26 protein-coding genes are annotated in these 24,002 nt (G+C 66.3%); 9 read left to right on the top strand and 17 right to left on the bottom strand.

From position 1 onward, the window contains the following. Window positions 1-9: 9 nt before the first annotated feature. From QQL87_RS09500 to QQL87_RS09525, 6 genes are all read right to left on the bottom strand, one after another. Window positions 10-267 (bottom strand): hypothetical protein, encoded by a 258-nt coding sequence (locus tag QQL87_RS09500; RefSeq protein ID WP_284417179.1) that lies wholly within the window; start codon window positions 265-267, stop codon window positions 10-12. 146 nt (window positions 268-413) lie between these two features. Continuing rightward, a complete protein-coding gene (locus QQL87_RS09505; protein WP_284417180.1) occupies window positions 414-653 on the bottom strand; it encodes a hypothetical protein in 240 nt (79 codons plus the stop codon). Further along, entirely contained in the window at window positions 650-907 is a 258-nt protein-coding gene (locus QQL87_RS09510) for a hypothetical protein (RefSeq protein ID WP_284417181.1), read from the bottom strand. Before QQL87_RS09510 ends, QQL87_RS09505 begins: the two co-directional genes overlap by 4 nt. After that, on the bottom strand, window positions 904-2,319 hold the full coding sequence (locus QQL87_RS09515; RefSeq protein WP_284417182.1) for a radical SAM protein: 1,416 nt from the start codon (window positions 2,317-2,319) through the stop codon (window positions 904-906). The genes QQL87_RS09510 and QQL87_RS09515 overlap by 4 nt, the downstream gene beginning before the upstream one ends. After that, a complete protein-coding gene (locus QQL87_RS09520) occupies window positions 2,300-3,019 on the bottom strand; it encodes a prolipoprotein diacylglyceryl transferase (protein ID WP_284417183.1) in 720 nt (239 codons plus the stop codon). The genes QQL87_RS09515 and QQL87_RS09520 overlap by 20 nt, the downstream gene beginning before the upstream one ends. A gap of 81 nt (window positions 3,020-3,100) precedes the next feature. Beyond that, window positions 3,101-3,862 (bottom strand): Crp/Fnr family transcriptional regulator, encoded by a 762-nt coding sequence (locus QQL87_RS09525; protein WP_284417246.1) that lies wholly within the window; start codon window positions 3,860-3,862, stop codon window positions 3,101-3,103. A 164-nt stretch (window positions 3,863-4,026) separates the two neighbouring features. On the opposite strand from QQL87_RS09525, the gene QQL87_RS09530 reads away from it, so the two are divergent. Continuing rightward, a complete protein-coding gene (locus QQL87_RS09530; RefSeq protein ID WP_284417184.1) occupies window positions 4,027-4,401 on the top strand; it encodes a response regulator in 375 nt (124 codons plus the stop codon). Between the two features lie 22 nt (window positions 4,402-4,423). Here QQL87_RS09530 and QQL87_RS09535 read toward each other — a convergent pair whose 3' ends face one another. Together QQL87_RS09535 and QQL87_RS09540 are read right to left on the bottom strand one after the other, a co-directional pair. Next, window positions 4,424-5,995, bottom strand: coding sequence for an alkaline phosphatase D family protein (locus QQL87_RS09535; protein WP_284417185.1), 1,572 nt, complete (start codon window positions 5,993-5,995; stop codon window positions 4,424-4,426). 138 nt (window positions 5,996-6,133) lie between these two features. Next, window positions 6,134-7,480 carry a TAXI family TRAP transporter solute-binding subunit gene (locus tag QQL87_RS09540; RefSeq protein ID WP_284417248.1) on the bottom strand — a complete coding sequence of 449 codons (1,347 nt, stop codon included), beginning with the start codon at window positions 7,478-7,480 and terminating at the stop codon, window positions 6,134-6,136. A 373-nt stretch (window positions 7,481-7,853) separates the two neighbouring features. Between QQL87_RS09540 and QQL87_RS09545 the strand changes: the two genes are divergently transcribed. Next, window positions 7,854-8,156 (top strand): 4a-hydroxytetrahydrobiopterin dehydratase, encoded by a 303-nt coding sequence (locus QQL87_RS09545; protein WP_284417186.1) that lies wholly within the window; start codon window positions 7,854-7,856, stop codon window positions 8,154-8,156. 196 nt (window positions 8,157-8,352) lie between these two features. Then, entirely contained in the window at window positions 8,353-8,769 is a 417-nt protein-coding gene (locus QQL87_RS09550; RefSeq protein ID WP_284417187.1) for a YkvA family protein, read from the top strand. Window positions 8,770-8,895: 126 nt separating this feature from the next. Here the strand turns inward: QQL87_RS09550 and QQL87_RS09555 are convergent, their stop codons facing one another. The 3 genes from QQL87_RS09555 to QQL87_RS09565 form a co-directional block, all read right to left on the bottom strand. Beyond that, window positions 8,896-10,071: a TAXI family TRAP transporter solute-binding subunit gene (locus tag QQL87_RS09555; RefSeq protein WP_284417188.1), complete on the bottom strand. Its 1,176-nt coding sequence runs from the start codon at window positions 10,069-10,071 to the stop codon at window positions 8,896-8,898. Between the two features lie 145 nt (window positions 10,072-10,216). After that, complete coding sequence (locus tag QQL87_RS09560; RefSeq protein ID WP_284417189.1) at window positions 10,217-11,191, bottom strand: hypothetical protein; 975 nt, start codon at window positions 11,189-11,191, stop codon at window positions 10,217-10,219. A gap of 515 nt (window positions 11,192-11,706) precedes the next feature. Next, a complete protein-coding gene (locus tag QQL87_RS09565; protein ID WP_284417190.1) occupies window positions 11,707-12,681 on the bottom strand; it encodes an NADPH:quinone oxidoreductase family protein in 975 nt (324 codons plus the stop codon). Between the two features lie 348 nt (window positions 12,682-13,029). On the opposite strand from QQL87_RS09565, the gene QQL87_RS09570 reads away from it, so the two are divergent. The 5 genes from QQL87_RS09570 to argG all read left to right on the top strand — a co-directional run bounded on the left by QQL87_RS09570 (window position 13,030) and on the right by argG (window position 17,885). Continuing rightward, complete coding sequence (locus QQL87_RS09570) at window positions 13,030-13,656, top strand: invasion associated locus B family protein (RefSeq protein ID WP_284417191.1); 627 nt, start codon at window positions 13,030-13,032, stop codon at window positions 13,654-13,656. Between the two features lie 142 nt (window positions 13,657-13,798). Further along, on the top strand, window positions 13,799-15,010 hold the full coding sequence (gene rlmN / locus QQL87_RS09575) for a dual-specificity RNA methyltransferase RlmN (protein WP_284417192.1): 1,212 nt from the start codon (window positions 13,799-13,801) through the stop codon (window positions 15,008-15,010). A gap of 124 nt (window positions 15,011-15,134) precedes the next feature. Beyond that, window positions 15,135-15,620: a hypothetical protein gene (locus QQL87_RS09580; protein WP_284417193.1), complete on the top strand. Its 486-nt coding sequence runs from the start codon at window positions 15,135-15,137 to the stop codon at window positions 15,618-15,620. 45 nt (window positions 15,621-15,665) lie between these two features. Further along, window positions 15,666-16,445 carry a phosphatase PAP2 family protein gene (locus QQL87_RS09585; RefSeq protein WP_284417194.1) on the top strand — a complete coding sequence of 260 codons (780 nt, stop codon included), beginning with the start codon at window positions 15,666-15,668 and terminating at the stop codon, window positions 16,443-16,445. 102 nt (window positions 16,446-16,547) lie between these two features. Then, window positions 16,548-17,885, top strand: a complete 1,338-nt coding sequence (gene argG, locus QQL87_RS09590) for an argininosuccinate synthase (protein ID WP_284417195.1) — start codon at window positions 16,548-16,550, stop codon at window positions 17,883-17,885. 235 nt (window positions 17,886-18,120) lie between these two features. Here the strand turns inward: argG and QQL87_RS09595 are convergent, their stop codons facing one another. The 4 genes from QQL87_RS09595 to QQL87_RS09610 all read right to left on the bottom strand — a co-directional run bounded on the left by QQL87_RS09595 (window position 18,121) and on the right by QQL87_RS09610 (window position 23,013). Then, entirely contained in the window at window positions 18,121-19,134 is a 1,014-nt protein-coding gene (locus tag QQL87_RS09595; RefSeq protein WP_284417197.1) for a lipase family protein, read from the bottom strand. A gap of 197 nt (window positions 19,135-19,331) precedes the next feature. Then, window positions 19,332-20,132, bottom strand: coding sequence for a glycoside hydrolase family 18 protein (locus QQL87_RS09600; protein WP_284417198.1), 801 nt, complete (start codon window positions 20,130-20,132; stop codon window positions 19,332-19,334). A gap of 3 nt (window positions 20,133-20,135) precedes the next feature. After that, a complete protein-coding gene (locus tag QQL87_RS09605) occupies window positions 20,136-20,684 on the bottom strand; it encodes a hypothetical protein (RefSeq protein WP_284417199.1) in 549 nt (182 codons plus the stop codon). A 220-nt stretch (window positions 20,685-20,904) separates the two neighbouring features. Next, window positions 20,905-23,013 (bottom strand): OmpA family protein, encoded by a 2,109-nt coding sequence (locus tag QQL87_RS09610; protein WP_284417200.1) that lies wholly within the window; start codon window positions 23,011-23,013, stop codon window positions 20,905-20,907. On the opposite strand from QQL87_RS09610, the gene QQL87_RS09615 reads away from it, so the two are divergent. Continuing rightward, the gene (locus QQL87_RS09615; protein ID WP_284417253.1) at window positions 22,960-23,241 is read left to right on the top strand and encodes a hypothetical protein; all 282 of its coding nucleotides are present in this window, start codon (window positions 22,960-22,962) and stop codon (window positions 23,239-23,241) included. The two genes, QQL87_RS09610 and QQL87_RS09615, sit on opposite strands and share 54 nt — an antisense overlap. A 17-nt stretch (window positions 23,242-23,258) precedes the next feature. Here the strand turns inward: QQL87_RS09615 and QQL87_RS09620 are convergent, their stop codons facing one another. Together QQL87_RS09620 and QQL87_RS09625 are read right to left on the bottom strand one after the other, a co-directional pair. After that, window positions 23,259-23,507 (bottom strand): hypothetical protein, encoded by a 249-nt coding sequence (locus QQL87_RS09620; RefSeq protein WP_284417201.1) that lies wholly within the window; start codon window positions 23,505-23,507, stop codon window positions 23,259-23,261. Then, window positions 23,507-23,992, bottom strand: coding sequence for a pyridoxamine 5'-phosphate oxidase family protein (locus QQL87_RS09625; protein WP_284417202.1), 486 nt, complete (start codon window positions 23,990-23,992; stop codon window positions 23,507-23,509). Before QQL87_RS09625 ends, QQL87_RS09620 begins: the two co-directional genes overlap by 1 nt. Window positions 23,993-24,002 lie beyond the last annotated feature (10 nt).

Here is a 24,002-nt window from a genome sequence, read left to right on the forward strand (position 1 = left end):
GAGCCCTGCTCAGCCCCACCGGCGGCGCACCGCCAGCACGATCATCACGAGGCCCGCGACGGCCATGCCGGCCAGGATCGCTCCGGGACCGAAAAAACCGCCGAACTCATTCCACTCGCGGCGCATCAGCGCCATCACGCAGCCGAACGGAAACATCAGGGCAAGGCCACCGAGGATCGCCCCGACCGTCGCCGCCAGGCTGAGCGGCTCTCGGGCCCGACGCACCTGCAGGAAAGGCGACAGCGGCGGCTCGTCGCGTTCATTCATGGACGTCGTGGACCCATGTGGCGGATGGCGAAGACTATCATGAGACGCGCGCCCACCGCCGGCTCAACAGCAGGCTGGCGATCGAATTGGCGGTTCGGTGATCCGCCGCCGTCGCGGCGTCCTGCGGATGACGCATCCTGCGTCGCTCATCGTCGCCATGCCTTTCTGATCAGCACGAGTCCGCCCGCGCCGATGGCGAGGCCGAGCCCGATGAAGGGCACGAAGTAGCCGAGCCCGCTCTTCTCCTGCAGGGCAACGAAACTGAAAAAGATCGCGCAGAGGCCCGGCAGGAGGAGGATCAAGCCGGTCACGAACAGAAGCGCAGTCACCCAGCCGCTGCGCGGCTCTGCGGGTGTCTCGGGCGGGCGCGCGTCGGGCGTCGTCATGGCGGTGGCTTCCGGCGTTTCATCCTGCCGACGGCGGCAATGATCATCAAGAGGCCTCCTCCCGCGATGACGAAGGCGAGCCCAGTTAACGGCAGCGTGCCGCGCGGATCGGCCGCGACGCATAGCGCGCCGGGCAGAAGCAGGATGATGCCGAAGAGGAGCAGAAAGGCGGTGAGGCAGCCATTGCCACCTTGCGGCGACCCTGGACCGGTGGCCGGAGGCCAGAGCGGCAGTTTCTCCTCCGGCTCGCTCACGCCCGTTCACCCTTCGCCAGCCGCGCCCGGATGCCGTCGATGGCGCCGTTGCGGTAGAACAAATTATAGGTGTCGAACGGGATGATCTCGCCGCGCTCGGTGACGAAATGGATGCAGGAGCGCTTGACGTTCGCAACACAGAAATTGAAGCGGTCGAGAAATTGCACGATGGTGACGCGAAACACGTGCTCATAGCCGAGATTGTCGGGCACCTGGACGGACGGCAGGCAGCAGAGGAATTCGGCGACGCGCTGGCCGGTGTTGAGCGCGCCCGACGACAGCGAGAACAGCTCGACGAATTTTTCGCGCAGCACCGGATATTTTTCCGGGCTGATGGTATTCGGCATCACCGACAGCAGCTCCTCCTGCGGCACCATCGCGGTGAGCGGCAGCACGGCCGTGCCATTACGCAGACCATAGCCGATCGAGATGCTCTCGGGATTGCAGGGCAGCGGGATCATGTCGTCCTCGCCGAACACGCCGGTCTTGACGACGCGGCGGCGGATCTCCGACAGCATGATGCGGTCGGTGTCCTTGTTGAAATCGGCGTTGCGGCCGGCGTCCTGCACCGGCTGCAGGGTCACGCCGCGCACGCATCTCCATTCGAGCGCGTGGCGGACGATGTCGCCGATCTCATCGTCATTGACGCCACGCTTGATGGTCGCGACCAGCGTCGTGGAGATGCCGTGACGCTCGAGGTTCTCCAGCGCCTGCTGGCGGATACGGCGCAGATCGGCGCCGCGGATGTTCGTGAGCCCGGCGCGCGACAGCGAGTCGAACTGCAGATAGACCTCCAGCCCGCGCTTGTTCTCCGCAAGCCTGGCGACGAAGTCCGGCTCGCGCGCGATGCGCAGGCCGTTGGTATTGATCATGACGTGGCGGATCGGGCGGGCGCGCACGGCGGCGAGGATGTCGAAGAACTGCGGGTGCAGCGTCGGCTCGCCACCGGAGATCTGCACCAGGTCGGGCTCGCCCTCGCTGGCGACGAGCGCATCGAGCATTCGTTCGACGGTCGCGAGCGGCGTGAAATGCGCCCGCTGCGGCGAGGACTCCGCAAAACACACCGGGCAGGTCAGGTTGCAGTGATCGGTGATCTCGATCAGCGCCAGGCAGGAATGCTGTTCGTGGTCCGGGCACAGGCCGCAATCATAGGGACAACCATGTTCGGTGCGGCGCTGGAAGCTGAGCGGCGTATCGCCCGGCTTGATGAACGACTTGCAGCGGCGCCAATAGGCCGCGTCGTCGGAGACCAGCGTGGACTGCACGCCGTGCTCCTTGCAGCGCTTCTCGTACCAGACCTCGTTGTCGATGATCTGGATCTTGGTCGGCACCAGCGAGAGACAGGTCTCGCAGAGGGATTGCGTCTGTCCCCAGAACACATAGGGGCGCGACTTACGCAGCGGCGCGTTCATGCATGACCTTCGCGTGCGGCGCCGTCGCCAGCATCGCCGCGGCGTAGACCGCGATGGCAAGCGACAGCAGATGAAATAGCGTGAAGGGACCGATCACCGGCCCATAAGGCTTGAGGAATTCCCAGACGAACCGCTGCAGCCCGTAGACGAGCAGCGCGAGATAGAAGCCATTGGCGATGACGGTTTCGATCCGCCGGAACACGGCGACGATGTAGACGGCCGCAAAGGCGGCCATCGCAAGGCTCTCATAGAGCTGCACCGGATGCCGCGGAAGGCCGTCGCCGAAATCATGCCCCCAGGGCAAGGCCGTCGGCGTGCCATAGGTGAAATCGCCGAGGCCCGCCGCGTAGCAGCCGATGCGGCCGACGGCGATGCCGATTGCGAGCGGCAGCGCGAAGCGCGCGCCGGTGCGAAGAGCGATGCCGCGCCGCCATTTGTACAGCTCGACCGCCACGATGCCGCCGGCGAGCGCGCCTTCGACCGAGCGCGCCAGTCCCGTCATGCCGGACAGCCAGAGATTGAGCGTCCCGGACAGGTAGGCGCCGAGGCCGGCGCCGAACAGGAGTGCAGCAATATAGGGCCATTCGGTGGACTGCTTCGGAAAGCTCACACCGGCCACGCGCGTGAGCCACCAGCCGGCCGTTCCTGCGCTCAGCCAGGCGGCGAGGTCGAAGATCGCGTGAAGAACGGCCCCGTCCATGGCTGATCCAGAACTTTCCCTCGTCCGGTTGCAGCCGGACTATGGCAAGTTCCCGATGGCAATGGCAATGACGTGTTCGTATCAGCCCGCCGCGGCCTGCTCGGTCGGGTAGACGCCGCGCAGCACCTCCTCGAAATGGGTCTTTACCGCCTCGTTGCACAGGCAGGAGCGCTGCTTCAGCGCATCGAAGTCGCGCACCATGAAGGCGCCGCGTCGCGTATCGAGAATGCCTTCGGCCCTGAATGTCTGGACGACACGGCTGACATAGCTGCGGCCAACGCCGAGCAAGGTGGCGAGCTGCTCATGGGTCAGCGGCACGACCGGCTCGCCATCGGTGCGGTCCATGGCGGCGACGATCCATTTCGCCGTGCGCTGCTCGATCGAATGGATGGCGTTGCATGCGGTCGACTGGAACATCTGCGCCAGCATGCAGTCGGCATAGCGCGCGAACACGTTGCGCAGGGTCTTCGACTGCAGCTTGGCTGCGGCCAGCCGCGACAACGGCAACCGTGCGAACGGACCGCCGAACTTGACGACGATGCGCGTATAGGCCGGCAGAAAGCCCTCGCTGACGATGCCGCCGACCGCGCCCTCGCGACCGACCAGGATGGCCTCGACGTCGCGGCCGTCCTCGTTCGGCACGAGATAGGAGGTCAGGGCCGGACCGCAGGGAAAATGCACCACCTGGACATCGTCGCCGGGGCTGTAGAGCAGGTCGTTCGATACCGCCTGATCCTCCGTCAGATAGGGCGAGATCAGCGCATAATCGGTCCCGCTCAGCCGCCGCAGCAGGTTGTTGCACGGCCGCTCGCGGGCAATCGGCGTGACGCCTAGGCTCAACATCATCGTCCCCACTGCAACGCATCTGCGTGATCGACGCGCCTTGTGTTCACAAGTGCACCGACACAGGAACTCTGGTATGTTGGGTTTGTTCCAGGAACCCGCCGGTGTGCTCGAGATGAGGCGCCGGCAGCGGGGCCGTCCTTCACCCTGGAACCCCGCAGATCATGACAAGCTCGCAACCCCGCGTGCCCGAGCTCTTTCAGGACGTGCTCGTCGTCGAAGACGATCCGATCATCGCGCTCGGCCTCGAGGACACGATCGCAGATTTCGGCATCCCCACCATCAGGCTCGCCGCTGACGTCGCCAGCGCGCTCGCGATGATCGAGGAGCGCGCACCGGACTTCGCCTTGCTCGATGTCGGACTGGTCCGCGAGAAGAGCTTCGCCATCGCCGAGCGCCTGACTGCCCTCGGCATTCCCTTTGCCTTCTCGACCGGCTACGGCGCCGATCGCGTGCCGGCCGCATTCGCCGACCGGCCGCGGCTGCCGAAGCCGTGCCCGACGGATGCGCTGGAGGCGGTGCTGCGGCGGCAGGTCTAGCGGCCGCCGCAGCGACGCTGGCTCAAGCCAGCTTCGGGTCGAGCGTCGTCGACCACAGCGCGACGTCGGCGCGGTCGCGCAGGGTCACGGTCATCTGGCCGCTCGCACCATCGATCTTGACGTGGCCGAAGAACTGCATGCCGGCCGATGGCGGCAGGTTCTGCTTGTCGAGGCCGGGCGCCTTGATGAAGCGCACCTCGGGGCCGAACGTGTTGTCGAGCTCGTTCGGACCGAACGTGCCGGCATGCAGCGGACCGGAGACGAACTCCCAGAACGGCTCGAAATCCTGGAACTGCGCCTTGTTCGGATCATAATAGTGAGCCGCGGCGTAGTGCACGTCCGCGGTCAGCCACACGGTGTTCTGGATCGGCGCCGTCTTGATGAAGCGCAGGATCTCGGCAATCTCGAGCTCGCGGCCGCGCGCCGGACCGTCGCCCTGCGCGATCGCTTCCGAACCCTTCCTGTTGGCCGCATCATCATAGACGATCAGGCTGAGCGGCATGTCGGAGGCGATCACCTTCCAGGTCGCGCGCGAGTTCAGCAGCGCCTGCTTGAGCCAGCGCATCTGCTCCGGCCCGATGAAGTAGGACGACGGACCATATTTGTCCTCGAGATTGGCGCCGTTGGCGCCGCGATAGCTGCGCTCGTCGAGCACGAACACGTCGAGATGCGGGCCGTAATTGATGGTGCGATAGACCCGGCCCGGCTCAACGATGCTCTCGCGCATCGGATACATCTCGTGGAAGGCGCGCGCCGCACGGGCCGCGAGCAGCTGAATGTTGCGCTCCTTGTAGGCCGCCGGCAGCTCCTTGGAGGCCGACCAGTTGTTGGTCACCTCGTGATCGTCCCACTGCACGAAGATCGGCACCTCGGCATTGAAGGCGCGAACGTTCTCGTCGAGGAAATTGTACTTGTGAGCGGCGCGGAATTCGTCGAGCGTCTCGGCGACCTTCGCCTTCTCCTCGACCGTGAGGTTCTTCCACACCTTGTTGTCCGGCAGCTTCACCTCGGACTTGATCGGGCCGTCGGCATAGATGGTGTCGCCGGAGTGCAGGAAGAAATCCGGACGATGCTTCTTCATGGTGGCGAAGGTGAACATGCCGCCGTCGTCGGGATTGATGCCCCAGCCCTGCCCGGCGACGTCGCCGCCCCACACGAACGAGACATCGCGCTTGTTGCCGGGCGCCGTGCGGAAGCGGCCGACCACCGGCTCGCTCTCGGCCGCCGTAAAGGCGAGATCGCGGAATTTGACGCGGTAGAAGATGTCCTGACCGCTCGGCAGATCGTCCAGCAGCATCTTGGCCGTGAAGTCGCTTTCGGGCAGCGCGGCAATCGGCGGCAGGCGGCGCGCGTCCTTGAACGATTCGGTGGTGGCGACCTCGACCATCATCTGCGACGGCCGGTCGGCGCGCGCCCACACCACGCCGCCGTCCATGCCGACATCACCGGACTGCACGCCATGGGTGATCTGCGGCCGGTCGGCGGCGCGGCTCAGCCGGGGCATCGAAAGCGTCGCGACGCCCGCGGCGGCGGTCGAGAGGAAGCGGCGGCGGGACAGAACGGGCGGCTGCGGTCGGGCGATGCGAAGCGTCATAGGGGTCTCCTGGTGATGGCGCGCGCGAGACCGGGCGCACCAAGGCAGGGCAGACCTAGAAAAGATTGATGACGCTGGAATTACAGGACTGTCCCCGGACGAGACGGGACGGGACCGTCGGTCCGCCGCGAGATCGGCTCAGGTGCCGGCGGCCCGCAGCTGCGCGCTGGTGCGCTGCAGGTTGGCGGGCATGCTCATCAGGATCAGCTTGCGATCGGCGACCGCATTATGGAACTGCTCGAGCGCAATATTAAAGGCGGTCAGGGCGGCGTGCTCGATCGCACCGTCCTCGAAACAGGTCAGCGTGTTGCGCAGGATCTCATCGGCCTCGGCCTGGAGCTGGTCGAGCTCCTCCGTCGAGTCGCTCTTGCGCGCGAGCGGTATCATCTCCAGCAGCCGGTCCCGCAGCGAGGTGTTGATGGTGCGTTCGTCGCGCTTGAGGTAGCCGGCAAACCAGGCGCCCGCCGAGCCCATCGCCGACAGCGCCATCAGCCCCCACCAGATGTAGTCGCTGTAGCGATCGAGGAAGGTCTTCTCCTCGCCGTCGACGAAGGCGGCCGCTCCGGGATGGGCAGGAATGGCCGCATCCTTGTCGGTATCGGGCGTCTCGATCTTGGCCGCCAGCGGGAATTCCGAGAGCAGCTGCTGGCGCACCGAGAACAGCTGGTGCGTGAACGCCGACACCGTCGAATCGGCGAGGCCTTTGCGCGCCACGATGTGGTGGTTGAAGCTGATCGTCTTCACCTCGTCCTCGGGACGGTCGGGCGAACCGCCGAATGCGCCGGCCGGAATCTCGGCGGCCTCATATTCGGGATGGTTCTGCGCGATGGCTTCGGCCGAATCGATCGCAAGGAAGGTCGGCACGCCGCCATCCTTGGTGGCGGCTGCGATCGCATCCGCGGTGATCTTGCTGTTGACCGGCCCGGCCGCAAGATAGACGTCGGCCTTCTGGCTGCGAACGGCTTCCGCCGCCTCGGTGATCGGAAACTGGATGATCTCGACCTTGCCGGCATCCACGCCATACTGGTGCAAGATTACCTTGAGCAGGTTGACGTTGGCCGGGGTGCGGCCGATGACGCCAACCTTGTGGCCCGCGAGCTGGGAGATCTTGGTGATCTTGGCGGCGCCCTTGCGGCCCTTGCCCTTGGCGGCCGGCGGCACCCAGAGGACGGCGACGTTCTTGCGCAGGGTGGCGACGGCCTGTGCGTTCTTCGGCACCTCGAGGTCGCCACGCACGATCGCAAGGTCGACCTTGCCCGCGGCCAACGCCTGAGCACTCTCACCGGCCCCCTCGGTCGAGACCGGCCGCAGCCTGACATAGGCGTGGGATTGCGAAAAGGCCTGGGTCAGAGCCTGAACGACCTTCAGATCGTCGCTGTTGGGAGGACCGACGGCAATCTTCAGCACCACCGGACGCATGGCAAAATAATAGGCACCCGTCAGCGCGCCGACGATCGCAAGGATCCCGGCGATGACGATGAACACGGCAGGGCGCATCTGCGAGCGCTGCGCTGGCGTGGTCTGGGGCTCTGCCAGGTCTGGTCCTCCGGTGATCCGTTCGCCAGGACGCGGCGCCACGCGCAGCTCCGTCCGGGCTGGTCCCTCGCTAGGCCGAAAGTGTAGCAAATTTATTTTCGCTCCGGGGTGACATCTGCGTCATGGTTACCGGGGCCCGAGTAGGCGACGAACCGAGCGGTTCCGTGACCCTGTGGCGTCAATTCCGGCGCAAGGCACTGATCTCCGTGCCGTTTCTGCTAGAGTGGCGAGGCGGCCGGAGCGGTTGGCCGGACGCCGGCCCCGCAATGGCCGGAAGCCGGGGCTGACCTCATTCCCCGGCGCGATGAATGGGAGGTTGAAAATGGTGGAGCTACTCTCGGCCGCGGCACGCGCCAACGCCCTGCAGGCCCTGGCCGGCTGGTCCGAGCTCGACGGACGCGACGCGATCACCCGCACCTTCACCTTCCGTGACTTCAACGAAGCGTTCGGCTTCATGACACGGGTCGCGCTGGTGGCCGAGAAGCGCGACCATCATCCGGAGTGGCGCAACGTCTACCGCACCGTGGAGGTCGTGCTGGCCACCCACGACGCGGGCGGCGTGACCGCGCTCGACGTCGAGCTCGCCAAGACGATGAATGCGATCGCAGCCGCGATCGGCGGCTGACAGCTCCGGGCGTCCCGCGCATCCGCGGGCGTCGCTATTGGTCGCGTTCCACTGGAGCGAGCCACCGCGCGGGACGTCTGCAGGCTGCTGTCCGAACCGGCGGCGTCTGTTTCACGCAACCGTCTTGCGGCACAGGGCGCGGTCCCCACATGACGCATGTCCGCCCAAGGCGCGTTCGCGAACCGGGAGATCACAGATGGCCTCGGATACGACCGATTACAGCGTCGGCTTCGAGCCGGCCGATCGGCTGGCGCGGGATCGCGACGGCGTCCGCCGCCGTTTCTGGATCAAGCTCAAGCAGGTCTTGGCCCGGATTCCGTTCGCCGAGGACCTGCTGGCCGCCTATTACTGCGCGTTCGACCGGGAGACGCCGCGGCATGTGCAGGTCGCCCTGCTCGGCGCCCTCGCCTATTTCATCCTGCCGTTCGATCTGCTGCCCGACGTGATGCCGGTTCTCGGCTTCACTGATGACGCCGCAGTGCTGGCCACCGCCATCCGGATGGTGGCCTCGCATATCACGCCGGACCATCGTGCCGCGGCACGCGCGGCCCTGGCGCGGCTCGAGGGCGCCAAGGATTTGGATCTGGAGACGGACGGCGCGAACGCCGGGTGACCGCAGCCAAGCCTGCGCAGGTGATCCGGCCCGCACTGGGCTCCCGATCCGCAGGACGACAAACAAAAAGCCCCGCGGAGCGGGGCTTTTTTTCGTTGAGCCGCCCGACCGTCGGTGGTCCGGTTTTCAGCGCTGCGGCCGCGCCTGGGCGCGGGCGCTACCGGTCTTCTCGGCCTCCCAGGCCTGGTACTGCTTGAACAATGCTTCCCGATCCGCCTCGGTCGGCAACGCCTTGCCGGTATTGCTCTGCTTGAGGAAGTCGTCGAAGCGATCGCGCTGCGTGCCTTCCATCGCATGGGCCTCCAGCCATTTGCTGGCGGACGGCAGCCGCTGCCAGCCGGCGAGCGGCGCCGACAGCGAGACCTCCTTCCACTTCGGATGGAAGGGCGGGTTCTGGAACGCCGGGAACTTGGTGAAGAAGGCATCCACGAAGGTGGCGAGCTTGCGATAGCGATCCGTGTTCGGCGCCCAATTATACGCGGCAAGCACCGCCGGCACCGCGATCGTATCGACCTTCTCGCCTTCCGCGATCAGGTTCGGATAGTCCTTGGCGGTCAGCGTCGCCGGCAGATAGTCGGTCTGCAGCGGACGGTCGTAGTCGACATTGACGAGGTGGAAGCGGCCGTCGTTCACGAAGTTGCTGACCGACTTGTAGGGCTTGCCGCCGACGACGATGACGGCGTCGAGCTCACCCCGCTTCAGCTTCTCCATCGCGATGCGCTGCTCGATATAGAGGAAGTTCGCTCGCAGGCCGAGCCGCTCGAACACCGTCAACGCGGTGACGAAGGTGCCGCCGTTCGGCAGGTCGACGCTGACGCGGCGGCCTTCGAGGTCGCGCAGGTTGCGCACGGCGCGCGGCGCAATGACCTGCATCTCTTCATTGTACAGCTTGGTGACGTAGGTGAACTGCTTCTTGATGTCCTTGGCGAAGCCCTTGCGCTCCAGATAGTCGAGCGTGTCGGCGCGGACGACGCCGAGATCGACGCCCTGCAGGAACAGGATGTCGGCGACGCTCTGCACCGAGCCGCGGCCGACGATCGGCAGCACGCGCAGGCTGTTGCCGTCATCGAGCAGCGAGGCAAGGTCCGCTCCGAACTGCACATAGGTGCCGCCGATGGTGCCCGTGATCAGCGTGACCGTGTTGGCGTTGAGCGCCTGCTTGGTCTGCACCGAGCCGAACTGGAAGATCGCCTTCAGGCTGTCGCTGACCTTGGCCGGGTCGAACTCACTCTCCTCGGCGTGGGCAGCAAAACCGCACGCAATCATCATGGCGGCAACGGCCGCTCCAATCAAACGTCGCATGTGTCCCCTCGATTGAGCTGGCACATGATCGCGGGCCGAAACGCGCGCAGCGCCAGATTGTCCCCGGCGTTGCCCATGACCGACACGAAAATCATGCGTGAAACAAAAAAATGAAACGTAGCGGCATCGCGGCCGTCACGTGCGTTCAGTTCTGCAGCTGATCAAGCCGGCGCTGGGCTTCCGAGGATCCGAGCTGGGCGGCTCGGCGGTACCAGTTGCGAGCCGCGGCCGGATCGGCGTTGATGTTGCGGATGTCCTTCGTTCCCAGCACGTGGGGATCGTAGGTCTGCGCCAGCATCAGCGCCGCCGCCGGCTCCTGCGCCTCGGCGGCCCGCTCCAGCAGCAGGCGAGCCGAGGGAATGTCACCCGCCGCAAGCAGTCCCTTGGCGCGCTTCATGATGCCGGCGAGCTCATCCGGATCCAGGCGGCGGGCCTGGGCCGGAGGCGGCGCGGCCGTGACCGCGCCAAGGCCCGGCGCGACGATCGCTGCGCCTGCGCCCGGAGAGGTGATGGATGACGGCGCCATCGCCGGCGGCGCGGTGGCAACGCTCGGGGCGGGCGGGGGCGGTGTCGCAACCCGGTTCTGGAGGGCGGTCTGGTAGGCGTTGGCGATATCGTCACGGCTCGGCGCAACGGCGGCCAGCTGCGTCGGTGCGGCTGCGGGCTCCGGCGTCACGCGGGCCGGCTCGTTCAGCTGCATGTCGCGCGCCGTCAGCTGCGTCGCGCTTGGCTGCGGTGGCGCCGTCGGGTCGGGCGCGGAGCCGACCATCGATGCCTTGGCGCTCGCGATCAGGTCGCGCGTGGCGTCCGAGGTGACCAGCGCGAACAGCATGGCAACGCCCGCAGCGGCAACCACGGCGAGAAGAATTCGTGAGGATATCGACGTGCGTCGCGCCCGCACCGGCCACTGGTCGTCGTACTCCGTGCTCTCGATCTGATGGCCGGCCTCATATTCGGAGAGGAACATCGGCATCGATTCGTCCGCCGGATAGTGCTCCGGGGCAGCCCGGCCGAAGCGATAATTCGGGGGGCGCTCCTGCGGGGAATCGTCCGGGAAAGGCCTGAAGTCAGGATCTGGAGCTCTGTCGTTGAACCGCCCGCGTGTCGTCCGCTCAGCCATGGCCTCAATCCCCATCTCACTTCACGCAACATAGTTTTGGTCTCGAGCCCGTCAGAAGCTCGAGACACGTCACGATTGTTGAAGGCACCCCACTGCCGACAACTAATTGACTAATTGAATCCGACGAAAAGTGGACGAGACCCGGCATGATTCTGGAAATAATTTGATCTGATTGTGGCGACGCACGAGCGAGATTGCGTGGCAACAAATCGAGAAGCGTCGACATAACAACGGGAAAGTACCGGAATTAACCTTGCCACAATGTCGTTGAGTTGCGTTAACCAAGAAACGCTCGTTTTCGGATTTTCTGCTTCAGGTTGCAGTCGCATGACGGCGGGCGGCGACCGATTCGCTCCAACGTGCGACTTCCTCGCAACATCCATGCCCTGGTCCTGGGGGCACCAGTCCGGCCGCTCAGGTTTCAACGTCGCCCGCGCCGCTCGCGCTGGTTGCGGCGAGCGGCCCAATGCCATCCTCGGACTTGCATCGGCCCGCACTGTGGGAGCGGGTCTCCCTCAGGGGTGCAGAATCACCTTGCCCATCGCCTGCCGGCTGGCGAGCACCTTGAGCGCGTCGGCGGTCTGCGCCAGCGGGAAGGTGCGATCGACATGGGAGGACAGCTTGCCTTCAGCGGTCCACTGCACGAGCTTCTCCAGATTGGCGCGGTTCTTCGCCGCGTTGAGCCGGGTCCAGGCGCCCCAGAACACGCCGCGAATGTCGCAGCCCTTCAGCAGCGCGAGGTTGAGCGGCATCTTCGGGATGTCGCCGGCGGCAAAGCCGATCACCAGAAAGCGGCCCTCCCAGGCGATCGAGCGCAGCGCCTGCTCGGCATAGGCTCCGCCCACGGGATCGAAGATGATGTCCGCGCCCTTGCCGTCGGTCAGCCGGCGCAGGCCTTCCTTCAGATCCTCCTTGGCGTAGTTCAACGTCAGCGTCGCACCGTGCTGCTTGGCGAATTCGAGCTTCTCGTCGGAGGATGCGCAGGCGATGACCTTGAGCCCCATCAGCTTGCCGAGCTCGCAGGCCGCAAGGCCCGTGCCGCCGGCGGCGCCGAGCACGGCCAGCGTCTCGCCCGGCTTCGGGCTGGCGCGATCCTCGAGCGCATGCAGCGCCGTGCCGTAGATGATGATGATGCCGGCAGCGCGGTCGAAATCGAGATTGTCGGGGATCTTGACGATGGACGACGCCGGCAGCGCGATCTTCTGCCGCGCGCCGTTATATCCGCAGGAGGCGACAACGCGATCGCCGACCTTCAGATCGGTGACACCGTCGCCGAGGCTCTCGATCACGCCCGCGACCTCCGCACCCGGCGAGAACGGGAACGGCGGCTTGATCTGGTACTTGCCCTGGATCATGAGAATGTCGAAGAAATTGAGCGCTGCAGCCTTGATCGCAATCACCGCCTCACCGGGGCCGGCCACCGGATCGGGCACGTCGGCGAGGACGAGATCGTCGGGCTGGCAGAACTGTGAGCAGAGAATGGCTTTCATGGGCGCGCTCCTTGGGCTGTTGTCCGGATCGTGCCCGGCTTTTGCAACGTCATGCCGGATTTGCAGCCGCGCGACAATTGGCAAACACGCGGCCGCGACGGCAACGCGGCGGCAAATGCCGTCCCTCGGAACGACATCGCGGCCGGGCGCGGCCTGGGCGAACGGAACCCTGGCACGATCGTTCGCGGCGTCGGCGGAATGGCCGACAGTGCACCGGTCAACGTCATCGATCCGGCTTTGCAACCCAGGCCTGAAGCCGCTATCCCTCGCCGCAGGCCGTCTGCGAATCCGGGCCATTTTCCAGTCACAATGTTGGTGGAACGAGATCGCGGGGGACTTAGCTTAATCATGTTGTTTTTGCGATTGTCGACAGCGCTGGCGACCGGCGCGCTCATGCTCGGAGCTCCGGGCCTGGCCGCAGCGCAGACGGCTGCGCCGAAGGCGCCGCCCAAGGCTGCGCCTGCGCCACAACCGAAGGCAGCGCCAAAGGCCGACGCGAAGCCGGCAGTGCCGAGCATCGGCGGCGCGGAACCGACCCTGATCGGCCAGTACGGCGGCTGGGGCGCCTATACGGCGATGCCGGGCGGCAAGAAGGTCTGCTTTGCGCTCGCCAAGCCTACCTCGTCGAAAACCAATCCCGCCAATCGCCCGCGCGACCCCGCTTACGCCTTCGTGTCGACCCGGCCCTCCGAGAAGGTGTTCAACGAGGTCTCGATCATGATCGGCTACGCCGTGAAGCCGGGCTCCGACGCAGCGCTCGACGTCGGCGGCGCCTCCTACGCGATGTACACGCAGGGCGACGGGCTCTGGATCAAGAACGCGGCCGAGGAGGAGCGCATGGTCGACGCCATGCGCAAGGCTCCGGAGGCCGTGGTCAAGGGCGTCTCGGCCAAGGGGACCGAGACCACCGATGTGTTCTCGCTGAAGGGCCTCGCCCAGGCGCTCGACCGCATCGCCCAGGACTGCCGGCGCTAACTGCCGGCGCCAGGCGGCCGGTTGATACCGTCACCTGTCTGCCCTCCCCTGTCGTACCGGTCGCATTTGCCGGCCGGACTGTTATATAGACCGCTGAAAGCCTTCGGCCGCCGCGGCCGGGCAGCATTTTGGGCCCACAGACATGGCAAGGACTGCCGGGCTGCGCGAGACCACCGCGCCCCTCGAAAAGACTCCGCTCGAAACCTACGTGCCGCCGGCGAAGCCGTCGCTGATCGGACTGTCGCGCGCGGAACTCGCGGCGACGCTCGGCGAGATCGGCGTGCCGGAACGCCAGCAGAAGATGCGGGTGCAGCAGCTGTGGCACTGGATCTATTTCCGCGGCGCCCGATCGTTCGACGAGATGAGCTCGGTGTCGAAGGACACGCGCACCGCGCTGGCGGAGCGCTTCACGGTCGACCGCCCCGAGGTCGTGGCCGAGCAGATCTCCAATGACGGCACCCGCAAATGGCTGCTGCGGCTGCCGAGCGGCGACGGGCTGCAGAAGGCGCACGAGGTCGAGTGCGTCTACATTCCCGAGACCGACCGCGGCACGCTGTGCGTCTCGTCCCAGGTCGGCTGCACGCTCAACTGCTCGTTCTGCCACACCGGCACACAGCGGCTGGTGCGTAACCTGACGGCCGGCGAGATCCTCGGCCAGGTGATGGTGGCGCGTGACCGGCTCAACGACTGGGCCGACCGCGAGACGCCGCTCGGCAACCGCCTCGTCACCAACATCGTGATGATGGGGATGGGCGAGCCGCTGTACAATTTCGACGCGGTGCGCGATGCGCTGCTGATCGTCTCCGACAATGAAGGCATCGGCATTTCCCGCCGCCGCATCACGCTGTCAACCTCCGGCGTGGTGCCGAACATCGCGCGGGCGGGCGAGGAGATCGGCGTGATGCTGGCGATCTCGCTGCATGCCGTGCGCGACGAGTTGCGCAACGAGCTGGTGCCGCTCAACCGCAAATATCCGATCGCCGAGCTCCTGCAGGCCTGCCGCGACTATCCCGGCGCCTCCAATGCGCGGCGCATCACCTTCGAATATGTGATGCTCAAGGGCGTCAATGATTCGCTCGATGATGCCAGGCTGCTCGTCAAGCTGCTCAAGGGCATTCCGGCCAAGATCAATCTGATCCCGTTCAATCCATGGCCGGGTTCGGCCTATGAATGCTCGGACTGGGAGCAGATCGAGAAGTTCTCGGAATACGTCTTCAATGCCGGCTATTCCTCGCCGGTACGCACCCCGCGCGGCCGCGACATCCTCGCCGCCTGCGGCCAGCTGAAGTCGGAGACCGAGAAGCTGTCGGCCAGGGAACGCGAGGCGCTGCGCGCGATGGCGATGACGGATTGAGGCCGATGTCGATCCGCACGCTCCGTCATTGCGAGCGCAGCGAAGCAATCCAGAGCTGACCCGTAACCCTGGATCGCTTCGTCGCTTGCGCTCCTCGCGATGACGATGGGGAGATATTTTCGCCATGGCGCTGATCGGCCGGCTGATCGTGATCGCGTTCGCGTTTCTGGTGGCGTGCTTTGTCGCCGGGCTGGTCGTGGTGACTGCCATTCTGTTCCCGGAATTGTCAAACCTCGGCAATGGCCCGATCGACCAGACCGCGTTCGAGGTGATCATCGGCTTCGGCTTCATCTTCGTGTCCGGCTTCGCCCTGATCCCGGCATTGTTGATCGCGCTGATCACCGAGACATTCTCGATCCGCAGCGTGCTCGCCTACGCGATCGGCGGCGGCGTGGTCGGCGCGGCCTGCTATCTCGGCTTGATCCCGTTCGATCCGGACACATTCCGCTTCGACGGTATCGACCGCCGCCAGCTCGAGATCCTGACCGGCGCCGGCATCCTCGGCGGTCTCATCTACTGGCTGATCGCGGGACGTAACGCCGGCCGCTGGCGTGAGCCGGCGCGGCTTCTGCCGCCTCCCCCGCCGCTGCCGTCGGGATCGCCGCGGTGAGCCGCGGCCTTTCCATCGCCATCCGCTTTCGCTAAACCGCGCGCCATGAACCGGAACGGCCTCTTCATCGCTTTGTCGCTCGCGCTCGTCATCGGCGTGCTGTTCGGCGTCTATCCCGAGCTCGATCTCAAGCTCGCGTCGCTGTTCTATGACCCGGGTACGCGCAGCTTTCCGCTGAAGCTCGACGGCACTGCCGCCTTCGCGCGTGACGCTGCGATGTGGATCGCCTGGGGCCTGGCTTTGCCCTCGCTCGTGGCGCTGGTGGTCAAGTTCATCCGGCCCGATCGGCCGCTGCTGGTGAAGGGCCGCACCATCGCGTTCCTGCTGCTGACCCTGTCGCTCTCGGCCGGTGTGCTCACCAACTTCACGTTCAAATCCTATTGGGGTCGGCCGCGCCCGGTCGTCGTGACCGAGTTCGGCGGCGACATGCAGTTCGTGCCATGGTGGGATCCGCGTGGCGGCTGTGGCCGCAACTGCTCGTTCTTCTCCGGCGAGGGCGCGACCGCGTTCTGGACCCTGGCCCCGGCCGCGCTGACGCCGCCTGCCATCAGGCCCGTTGCCTATGCCGCCGCCGTCCTATTCGGCCTCGCCACCTCGGGGCTGCGGATGGCGTTCGGCGGCCACTTCTTCACCGACGTTGCCACGGCCGGCCTCGTCACGTTCATCGTGATCTGGCTGCTGCATGGCTACATCTACCGCTGGCCGTCCACCCGCATGACCGACGCCGGCATCGATGCCGCCCTGACCCGGTTCGCCTGGCCGGGCTTCCGACTGATGCGGCGGCTGCTCGGCCGCCGCCAGGCCGACAGCAACCCGACGGCCTGAGCGCGCTCACATCGCCAATAATCGCGTGCCGAGCGAGGCGAAATCTGTTATTCGCGCCCGAAATTCCGAACGACACCGCCATCAACACCGGTTGGACTCCCCATGACCACGATCCTGAAGAGCCTGCCCAAGGGCGAGAAAGTCGGCATCGCCTTCTCCGGCGGCCTGGACACCAGCGCGGCACTGCTGTGGATGAAGCAGAAGGGCGCGCGCTGCTTCGCCTACACCGCCAATCTCGGCCAGCCGGACGAATCCGACTATGACGAGATCCCGCGCAAGGCGCTGAGCTTCGGCGGCGAGAAAGCCCGTCTCGTGGACTGCCGCACCCAGCTGGTGCATGAGGGCATCGCCGCGATCCAGTCCGGCGCCTTCCACATCTCGACCGGCGGCATCACCTATTTCAACACCACGCCGCTCGGCCGCGCGGTGACCGGCACCATGCTGGTCGCCGCGATGAAGGAGGACGGCGTCAACATCTGGGGCGACGGCTCGACCTACAAGGGCAACGACATCGAGCGGTTCTACCGCTACGGCCTGCTCACCAACCCGAGCCTCAAGATCTACAAGCCCTGGCTCGACCAGCAGTTCATCGACGAGCTCGGCGGCCGCTCCGAGATGTCGGCGTTCCTGACCGCCAACGGCTACGATTACAAGATGAGCGCCGAGAAGGCGTATTCGACCGACAGCAATCTGCTCGGTGCCACCCACGAGGCCAAGGATCTCGAGAACCTCAACAGCGGCATCCGGATCGTCAACCCGATCATGGGCGTGCCGTTCTGGCGCGAGGACTGCGTCGTCAAGCCCGAGACCGTCGTGGTGCGCTTCGAGGAGGGCCAGCCGGTCGCGCTGAACGGCCAGACCTTCAGCGATGCCGTGGCGCTGTTCCTCGAGGCCAACGCCATCGGCGGCCGCCATGGCCTCGGCATGAGCGACCAGATCGAGAACCGCATCATCGAAGCCAAGAGCCGCGGCATCTACGAGGCGCCGGGCATGGCGCTCTTGCACATCGCCTATGAGCGTCTCGTCACCGGCATCCACAACGAGGATACGATCGAGCAGTACCGCATCAGCGGCATGCGCCTCGGCCGCCTGCTCTACCAAGGCCGCTGGTTCGACTCGCAGGCATTGATGCTGCGCGAGACCGCGCAGCGTTGGGTGGCGAGCGCCGTCACCGGCGAGGTGACCTTGGAGCTGCGCCGCGGCAACGACTATTCGATCCTCAACACCGAGAGCCCGAACCTGACCTATCAGCCGGAGCGGCTGAGCATGGAGAAGGTCGAGGACGCCGCCTTCACCCCGGCCGACCGCATCGGCCAGCTGACGATGCGCAACCTCGACATCGCCGACACCCGCACCAAGCTGAAGCTGTATTCGGACAACGGCCTGCTGTCGGGCCCGGACGGCGCGCAGATCTTCCAGCTCGGCCACGACAAGGTCTGATGCGAAGTCTAGGGCGGACTCACCGTATTCACCGCTGTCGTCCCTGCGAACGCAGGGACCCATAACCACCGGCCGGAGTGGTGAGAGCTCGCTGTGGCTTGCAGCCGTCGCAAAACCAAATCCTGCGTGTATGGGTCCCTGCGTTCGCAGGGACGACACCGAATAGGACGAGACGGATTGCTACCTACAAAAATGGCCGGGAGCACTCCCGGCCATCGATGTTTGGCATGCCCGCTCAGCCGAGATGGACGACGGCCGGCCGCGCCGAGAGCGGTTGTTTCGCGGCTGGATGCGTCCGCGGCATCACCACAGAGGCCAGCACGATCGAGAACGGCAGCGGCGGTGCGCCGAGCAGCGCCAGATAAGTGTCCGGCATGTGCTGGTGCAGATTCTCGATGACATAGGCCACCAGCTCGCAGCCGATCGCCAGAGGCTGCACCTTGCCCGGCAACGCCACCGGCGTGCCGATCGGCGCATAGTCGTAGCCGCCGAGTTCGAGCCGCGCCGCGGTCGCCAGCAGCATCGCCGCGACGATCGGACCGCCCTTGGGGGCAGGCTGATAGAAATCGTGCGTGGCCCAGACGGCGTTCCAACCATAGGCGACGGTATCGAGCCTGTTGTAGACGCGGCGCACGCGACCATCGAGCTTGGTGCCGGTACCGAACAGCGCGGCGAACGCCTCGTTGCCGGGTGTCATGCCGGCAAAGCTGGTCGCCCAGACGTCGAGCGACGGGCAGCGTTCGCTGGCGGAGAGCGCCAGCACCGGTGCCAGCGTGCCGCCGAGGCTATGCCCGGTCACCGCCAGCCGGCTGCCGGCAGGAAGGCGCCCGATCGCGTCCTGCAACGAGACGCCGCCTTGGTCGGTCAGAGCCAGCAGGTTGGTCAGACCTTTGCTGGTCCCGGCGGAAATCTTGGCGCCGCTCGCGCCAGGCCATTCCACCATGTCGCCGAACGGGCTGTCCTCGTCGCCATCGTCCCAGTAGGCCGGCGAGAATGGATTCGGATAGGTGCCGCGGATCGCAACCGCATAGGCCTTGCTGCTTGCGCTATAGGCCATGAAGGCGAAATTGTCCGGCGGGTCTGGCGGCGCCGCAAGCCATGCGAGGCGCCAGTCGCTGGCGGTCAGCGGGTCCTGCTCCAGGTAGGAAGCGATTGCGTCCGGCGCGCCATAGGCGATGCCGGCGAGCGTCATGAGAACGGCGTCCGGCACGGACACCGCGGGCAGAGCGGAAGCGGCCACGACTGTCATCGGCGTGCTCCCGCCACGGCCGTCGCGACGCGCGAGCGCGCAGGCGATTGCCAGATCAATTGGGTCGACATGATCGTTTCGTCCTTTGAAAGTCGGTTGTCGATCGCGATGCGCGAGCAGACACGGTTGCGCGTGAGCGACCGCGCTGCACGTCCACATCGTCTGCGGGGCGCCGGCCGCAGCCGGCGCCCGTGGTGTCAGGGAAGGTTGTCGTGGATCGCGCGCGTCCAGCTGCCGTCGGGCTTGCCAGTGATGCTCTCGATGTCCGAGGACAAGTTCCAGAGCATCATGCCGCGCTTGGCACCTGCGCTGGGATTCCAGCGGCAGAGCTGCTTGGTCTCCTCCAGCGACGTGCCTTGCGTGATGGGACCGACCTTGTCGGACTTCACCCCGATCGAGATCTTGTCCGGGCTGATCACGGTCGCGTACTGCTCGACCAGCGCGGTCATCGATGTGAAGTCGAGAAAATAGGCCATCGTGTTGATGCTGGTGAGCGTGGACGCGAGCTGTTTGATCACGTCCTTGTCACGATCGAACAAATAGGTATCGAGCGTGAGGATCGCGTTCGGCATGGCCTTGCGCATGCCGGTCACGGTGTCGACGAACTGCTGACCGGGGAAGCTGTCGAGATCTTCGTTGTCGATATCGAAGCCGTCGAGATTCCATTGGTCGGAGAGATAGGCGCACCACGACCCGAACTGATCGGGATCGGTGATGCCGGTGTTCCATCCCACTGGCGGCTGCGGCGTGCCGATCAGCGACAGCAGGATCTTCATGTTTGGCGCCGTCTTGCGCAGCGCGGCGATCCCGTCGCGGATGCTGTCCCCGGTGTTCGATTTCTGCAGGAACGCCTGACAGGTCGTATTTCCGGGGAAGAGGTTGGAGAAGGCAAGGATCAGAACGTCCACATAGGACGGTGTGTCCGCGAGCAGGGGCCCGTGCCCTGGCCCGGATGGAATGTATCCGAGCCAGAAGGCCGTGTAGCTTTGCTGGGCCATTTGTCAGATCCGCGTCGTGCCCGTGAAGGTCGGGACGGGATAGACCACGGCGTCGAGCGCCGTCGACTTCGTGATCGACGTGCCGTTGAGATAGAGCAGGCGCTGAGTCGGCGTCGCAATCAGATTGCCGCTGCTGCTGGGCTCGATGCGTACTGTGCCGCGCCAGCCGGTGCCGCCCTGCGGCAACGCCAGCTCGCCCGACGAGGATGTCGGCGGGATGCACTGGATGCCGTAGATGATGGTTTGTCCGGCGCTGATCTGCTGATTGAGAAAGCCGCGGCCGGTCGACGCGAAGAACTGATTGTAGAGCTCGACATTGCCCTTCGGATCGATGAACTGCGCGGCGAGCGACTTCTGGCCCGAGCCCTGGGTGAAGTCGGTCGTCTCCTGGAAAATGACGTTGTAGTTGACCGATGACACCGACGCGCCGGGCGCCAGCGAGACCTGGACCCAATAGCCTTGGATGACGAAGGGATTTGCGGCGGTCGGTGGCAGAATCCCGCTGGGCACAAGAGTTTCTGCCAGCACTTCGAATGACGACAATACGGTCATGGCGGTATCTCCTTTGATGAAAACGACTGCTGTAAAGAGGACGCGACGCGCAATGGCGTGAAGATGTCTTCACACCTCAAAATAGTAAAGTCACTGCTGTGTGATTATGAGTTGAGTCAACTTTGGTGACGGAAAGCATCTGCGATGTCGGTCGCTTGACGCGCAAAAAAATGGCCGGGGAGCGACCCCGGCCATTTTCGTTTCAGCGTGCAACAGAGACTCAGCGCGGCGGCGCGACGCCTGGAGGCGGCGGCGGCAGCGCGGCCTGGCCGCCATTGAGCAGCGGCGTGATGCGGCGGACCGTGACGCGGCGGTTGATGCGGCTCGGTCCCTGCGTCTGCTCCTTCAGGTACTGCTCGCCGTAACCCTGCGAGGTCAGGTTCTCCGCGGGCACGCCGAACTGCTGCGTGAGCAGGGTCGCGACCGATTCGGCGCGGCGGTCCGAGAGCGACAGATTGTCGGTCTCGTTGCCGACCGCGTCGGTATGGCCCTCGATCAGGAAGACCTCGCGCGGATTGCGCTGGATCGCCTGGTTGAGGCCGTCGGCGATGACCTGCAGCTTCGCCGCCTGGTCGGGACCAATCTCCCACGATCCGGTCTCGAAGGTGATCGTGTTGAGATCGATCGACGGCATCAGCTGGCGCACCGATGGCGAGTAGCGGACCTCGTCGAGCGAGTAGCGGCGCTGGACGCGCTCCACCGGCGGCGCGATCAGCGTGTCGTAGATGACATCCGGCGGCGCCTCTTCGGCGTCGACGATGTAGCGGTTGTAGGGGATGCGGATCTCCGGTGGCGGCAGGTCGACATAGAAGCCGCCGACCGCAGCCGGATCGCGATAGGTGTTGTCGATGATGATGATCTCGCGGCCGCCGATATCGCGGCGGATGCGGCGCAGCAGACGGCCGTCGGGGGCCGTGATCGTGACGATCTGGCTGCCGTCGGGGCGAATCACCACGGTGCGCGTCTCGCCGCGGTCCTCTCGCAGCACCCGAATGTCGCGCGCGCCGTAACGGAAGCGCTCGAGCTCGTCGTGACGCACGAAGGACTGCCCGCTCGGATCGCGCACGATGACGCGGCCCGGCTCGTAGATCAGCGTGCGACCACCTTCCTGGACCTCGCGGCGCTGGCCGCGGAAATCGTCCATGCGCTGCGGTCCCTGCTGCGGAGCGCCCGGCGCGATCGGCGTCAAAGCCTGCTGCGTTGGCGGCGGCGGTGGCGGCAGCGGCGCCGTGATCTGCGGCGGCGGCCGGTTCGACATCGCGGGCGGACCGCCCTGCGGCACGCCACCACTCAGGGCCGGCGGTGTGCCCGGGCCAGGTCCCGGGCCAGGTCCTGCGCCAGGAGCGCCAGCGCCCGGTCCCGCAGGGCCGGGTCCAGCCACGGGCGGAGGTCCGCCGGGGCTGCCGGGAGGCATGCCCGGACGTCCGCCGGGCGGCGGATTGCCGGCCACGGGCGGTGTGCCCTGCCCAGGTGTCTGAGCAGCCGGAGGTGTCGCCGGTGCGGGCGGCGTGCCGGGGGCAGGCACGACCGTTCCGGCTGGCGGCGTCGGCGCGCCACGCGGCGGCGGTCCACCCGGCTGGGCACCAGGAGGCGGTCCGCCGGCACCGGGACGGCCCGGACGCGGCTCTGCACCGGGAGGTGGCGGCGGTGTGCCAGGCGACGCTTGTGGCGGGGGCGGCGGCGAGCCGGGTCGAGCCCCCGGCGCAGCGCTGGGTGCGGGCGATGGCGGCGCTGGAGTGGCCGCGGGCGGCACCGGCGGGGTCGGCCGCGCAGGTGCCGGCGGGGTCGCCGGTGCAGCGACAGGAGGCGGCGGCGTCGGGCGGGCGGGCTCACGCGGCACCACGGGAGGGGGCGACGGCGAATGCTGCGGCGGGGCCGCGGCCGGAGGCGGTGGTGGTGTCGGACGTGACGGCGGAGCGGCCGGAGGCTCCGCGCGCGGCGGCGGGGGAGCCGGCCGCGGCGGCTCGGCGCGCGGGGGAGGCGGCGGCGGTGGTGGAGGGGCCGGCCGCGGCGCTGCGGCCGGCGGCGGAGGAGGCGGAGGCGGTGCAGGGCGCGGTGCGGCCGCGGGCGGCGGAGGTGCCGGCGGGGCGGCCTGATGCGGAGGCGCGGCTGGCGGCGCGGCGCCGGGACCTGGGCGCTGCGGCTGCCCTTGCTGCGGCTGACCATGCGGCGGCTGCTTCGGTCGACCATCGGGACCGACCTCGCCCCCCGGACCACCCGGCCCTTGCGCGATGACCATAGGCGCGCTCTGCGCGTAGGATCCGGAGCTCGTCAGTTGCATTGCCGACAGCGCGGTCGTCGCAAGCAGCAAAACGCGAAGTTTGCTCATGTGTTATGGTTTCCCGAAACGTTCTTTTTCAAGCACGGCGTGATCAACGATTATGCGTTAGGCTGGATTGTGGCGCAGTTCAAATCCGCCGACGGATTTATTTCGACGCGAAACAGCCGCCGGGCGGCCGCCATTCATGTCTCATTCAGTCTTGAATTTCAAAGGCTTGGCACAACAAAACACGCCGAGAGCCGGCACCCTGCCGGCTCTCTCTCCTGTCCATCATGATCAAGGTTCAATCGCGGTCAATCCGTGATCGTGCTTGAAGTGACCGGACTTGAAGTGACCGGGCTTGGCGTGGTCGGACTGAGCGGTCCGCGCCCTGGAACTTCATCCGGTGTCTGTCCGGGCAATTCGCGTGGCGGCTCCGGGGTGTCGGGCTCATGGACCGGCGGTGGCACCTCCGGGCTGGGATTTCCGACGGGGTCCTCGGGTGGCGGCTCGGCGGGATGGCCGGGGGTCGACGGCGGAATCTCGGGGGGCTCGATCGGCATCACATCGCGACCTTGCGATTGTCCCCGATGTCTGGGCGCGTGCCGGTGACAGCGGCCGCGGCCGTCTTGACATAGCTGACGACGGTGCCCGGCGAGTCCCAGAACTCGGCGTATTCGGGGGTGATCCTGAGCAGGCGAATGTTCGGATCATCAGCGCTGTCCCACCACGCCTTGGCCGTCGTCGTGAACAGCTCGCGGATCTTGGCGCGATCGTTGGAGATGGCTGCAGAGCCGGTCACAGAGACGTATTTCTGGCTGCCGGAATCGGCGAACGACAGATTGACCTGCGGCGACCGCGCGATCTCCTCATCCTTGTGATGGCGCGCATCAGTCAGGAAGTAGATCATGCCTTCGTCGCGGGCGAGGTAGGCGCTCATCGGCCGGGATCGCAATTGGTCACCGTCGCGGGTGACCAGCATGGCGAAGCCGATCTTCTTCATCAGGTCCCAGGCGCGATCCTGATCGCGCATGTCATCGTTGCTCATGGTCCGCTCC

Origin of the sequence: Bradyrhizobium sp. SSBR45G (assembly GCF_030159255.1) — a bacterium.
Taxonomy (GTDB): Bacteria; Pseudomonadota; Alphaproteobacteria; order Rhizobiales; family Xanthobacteraceae; genus Bradyrhizobium.

Bases quoted from the DNA above. Each gene is read 5' to 3' on its own strand.
- QQL87_RS09500 (WP_284417179.1), bottom strand. From the start codon at position 267: ATGAATGAACGCGACGAGCCGCCGCTGTCGCCTTTCCTGCAGGTGCGT.
- QQL87_RS09505 (WP_284417180.1), bottom strand. From the start codon at position 653: ATGACGACGCCCGACGCGCGCCCGCCCGAGACACCCGCAGAGCCGCGC.
- QQL87_RS09515 (WP_284417182.1), bottom strand. From the start codon at position 2,319: ATGAACGCGCCGCTGCGTAAGTCGCGCCCCTATGTGTTCTGGGGACAG.
- QQL87_RS09520 (WP_284417183.1), bottom strand. From the start codon at position 3,019: ATGGACGGGGCCGTTCTTCACGCGATCTTCGACCTCGCCGCCTGGCTG.
- QQL87_RS09525 (WP_284417246.1), bottom strand. From the start codon at position 3,862: ATGTTGAGCCTAGGCGTCACGCCGATTGCCCGCGAGCGGCCGTGCAAC.
- QQL87_RS09530 (WP_284417184.1), top strand. From the start codon at position 4,027: ATGACAAGCTCGCAACCCCGCGTGCCCGAGCTCTTTCAGGACGTGCTC.
- QQL87_RS09535 (WP_284417185.1), bottom strand. From the start codon at position 5,995: ATGACGCTTCGCATCGCCCGACCGCAGCCGCCCGTTCTGTCCCGCCGC.
- QQL87_RS09545 (WP_284417186.1), top strand. From the start codon at position 7,854: ATGGTGGAGCTACTCTCGGCCGCGGCACGCGCCAACGCCCTGCAGGCC.
- QQL87_RS09550 (WP_284417187.1), top strand. From the start codon at position 8,353: ATGGCCTCGGATACGACCGATTACAGCGTCGGCTTCGAGCCGGCCGAT.
- QQL87_RS09555 (WP_284417188.1), bottom strand. From the start codon at position 10,071: ATGCGACGTTTGATTGGAGCGGCCGTTGCCGCCATGATGATTGCGTGC.
- QQL87_RS09560 (WP_284417189.1), bottom strand. From the start codon at position 11,191: ATGGCTGAGCGGACGACACGCGGGCGGTTCAACGACAGAGCTCCAGAT.
- QQL87_RS09565 (WP_284417190.1), bottom strand. From the start codon at position 12,681: ATGAAAGCCATTCTCTGCTCACAGTTCTGCCAGCCCGACGATCTCGTC.
- QQL87_RS09570 (WP_284417191.1), top strand. From the start codon at position 13,030: ATGTTGTTTTTGCGATTGTCGACAGCGCTGGCGACCGGCGCGCTCATG.
- rlmN (WP_284417192.1), top strand. From the start codon at position 13,799: ATGGCAAGGACTGCCGGGCTGCGCGAGACCACCGCGCCCCTCGAAAAG.
- QQL87_RS09580 (WP_284417193.1), top strand. From the start codon at position 15,135: ATGGCGCTGATCGGCCGGCTGATCGTGATCGCGTTCGCGTTTCTGGTG.
- QQL87_RS09585 (WP_284417194.1), top strand. From the start codon at position 15,666: ATGAACCGGAACGGCCTCTTCATCGCTTTGTCGCTCGCGCTCGTCATC.
- argG (WP_284417195.1), top strand. From the start codon at position 16,548: ATGACCACGATCCTGAAGAGCCTGCCCAAGGGCGAGAAAGTCGGCATC.
- QQL87_RS09595 (WP_284417197.1), bottom strand. From the start codon at position 19,134: ATGACAGTCGTGGCCGCTTCCGCTCTGCCCGCGGTGTCCGTGCCGGAC.
- QQL87_RS09600 (WP_284417198.1), bottom strand. From the start codon at position 20,132: ATGGCCCAGCAAAGCTACACGGCCTTCTGGCTCGGATACATTCCATCC.
- QQL87_RS09605 (WP_284417199.1), bottom strand. From the start codon at position 20,684: ATGACCGTATTGTCGTCATTCGAAGTGCTGGCAGAAACTCTTGTGCCC.
- QQL87_RS09610 (WP_284417200.1), bottom strand. From the start codon at position 23,013: ATGAGCAAACTTCGCGTTTTGCTGCTTGCGACGACCGCGCTGTCGGCA.
- QQL87_RS09620 (WP_284417201.1), bottom strand. From the start codon at position 23,507: ATGCCGATCGAGCCCCCCGAGATTCCGCCGTCGACCCCCGGCCATCCC.
- QQL87_RS09625 (WP_284417202.1), bottom strand. From the start codon at position 23,992: ATGAGCAACGATGACATGCGCGATCAGGATCGCGCCTGGGACCTGATG.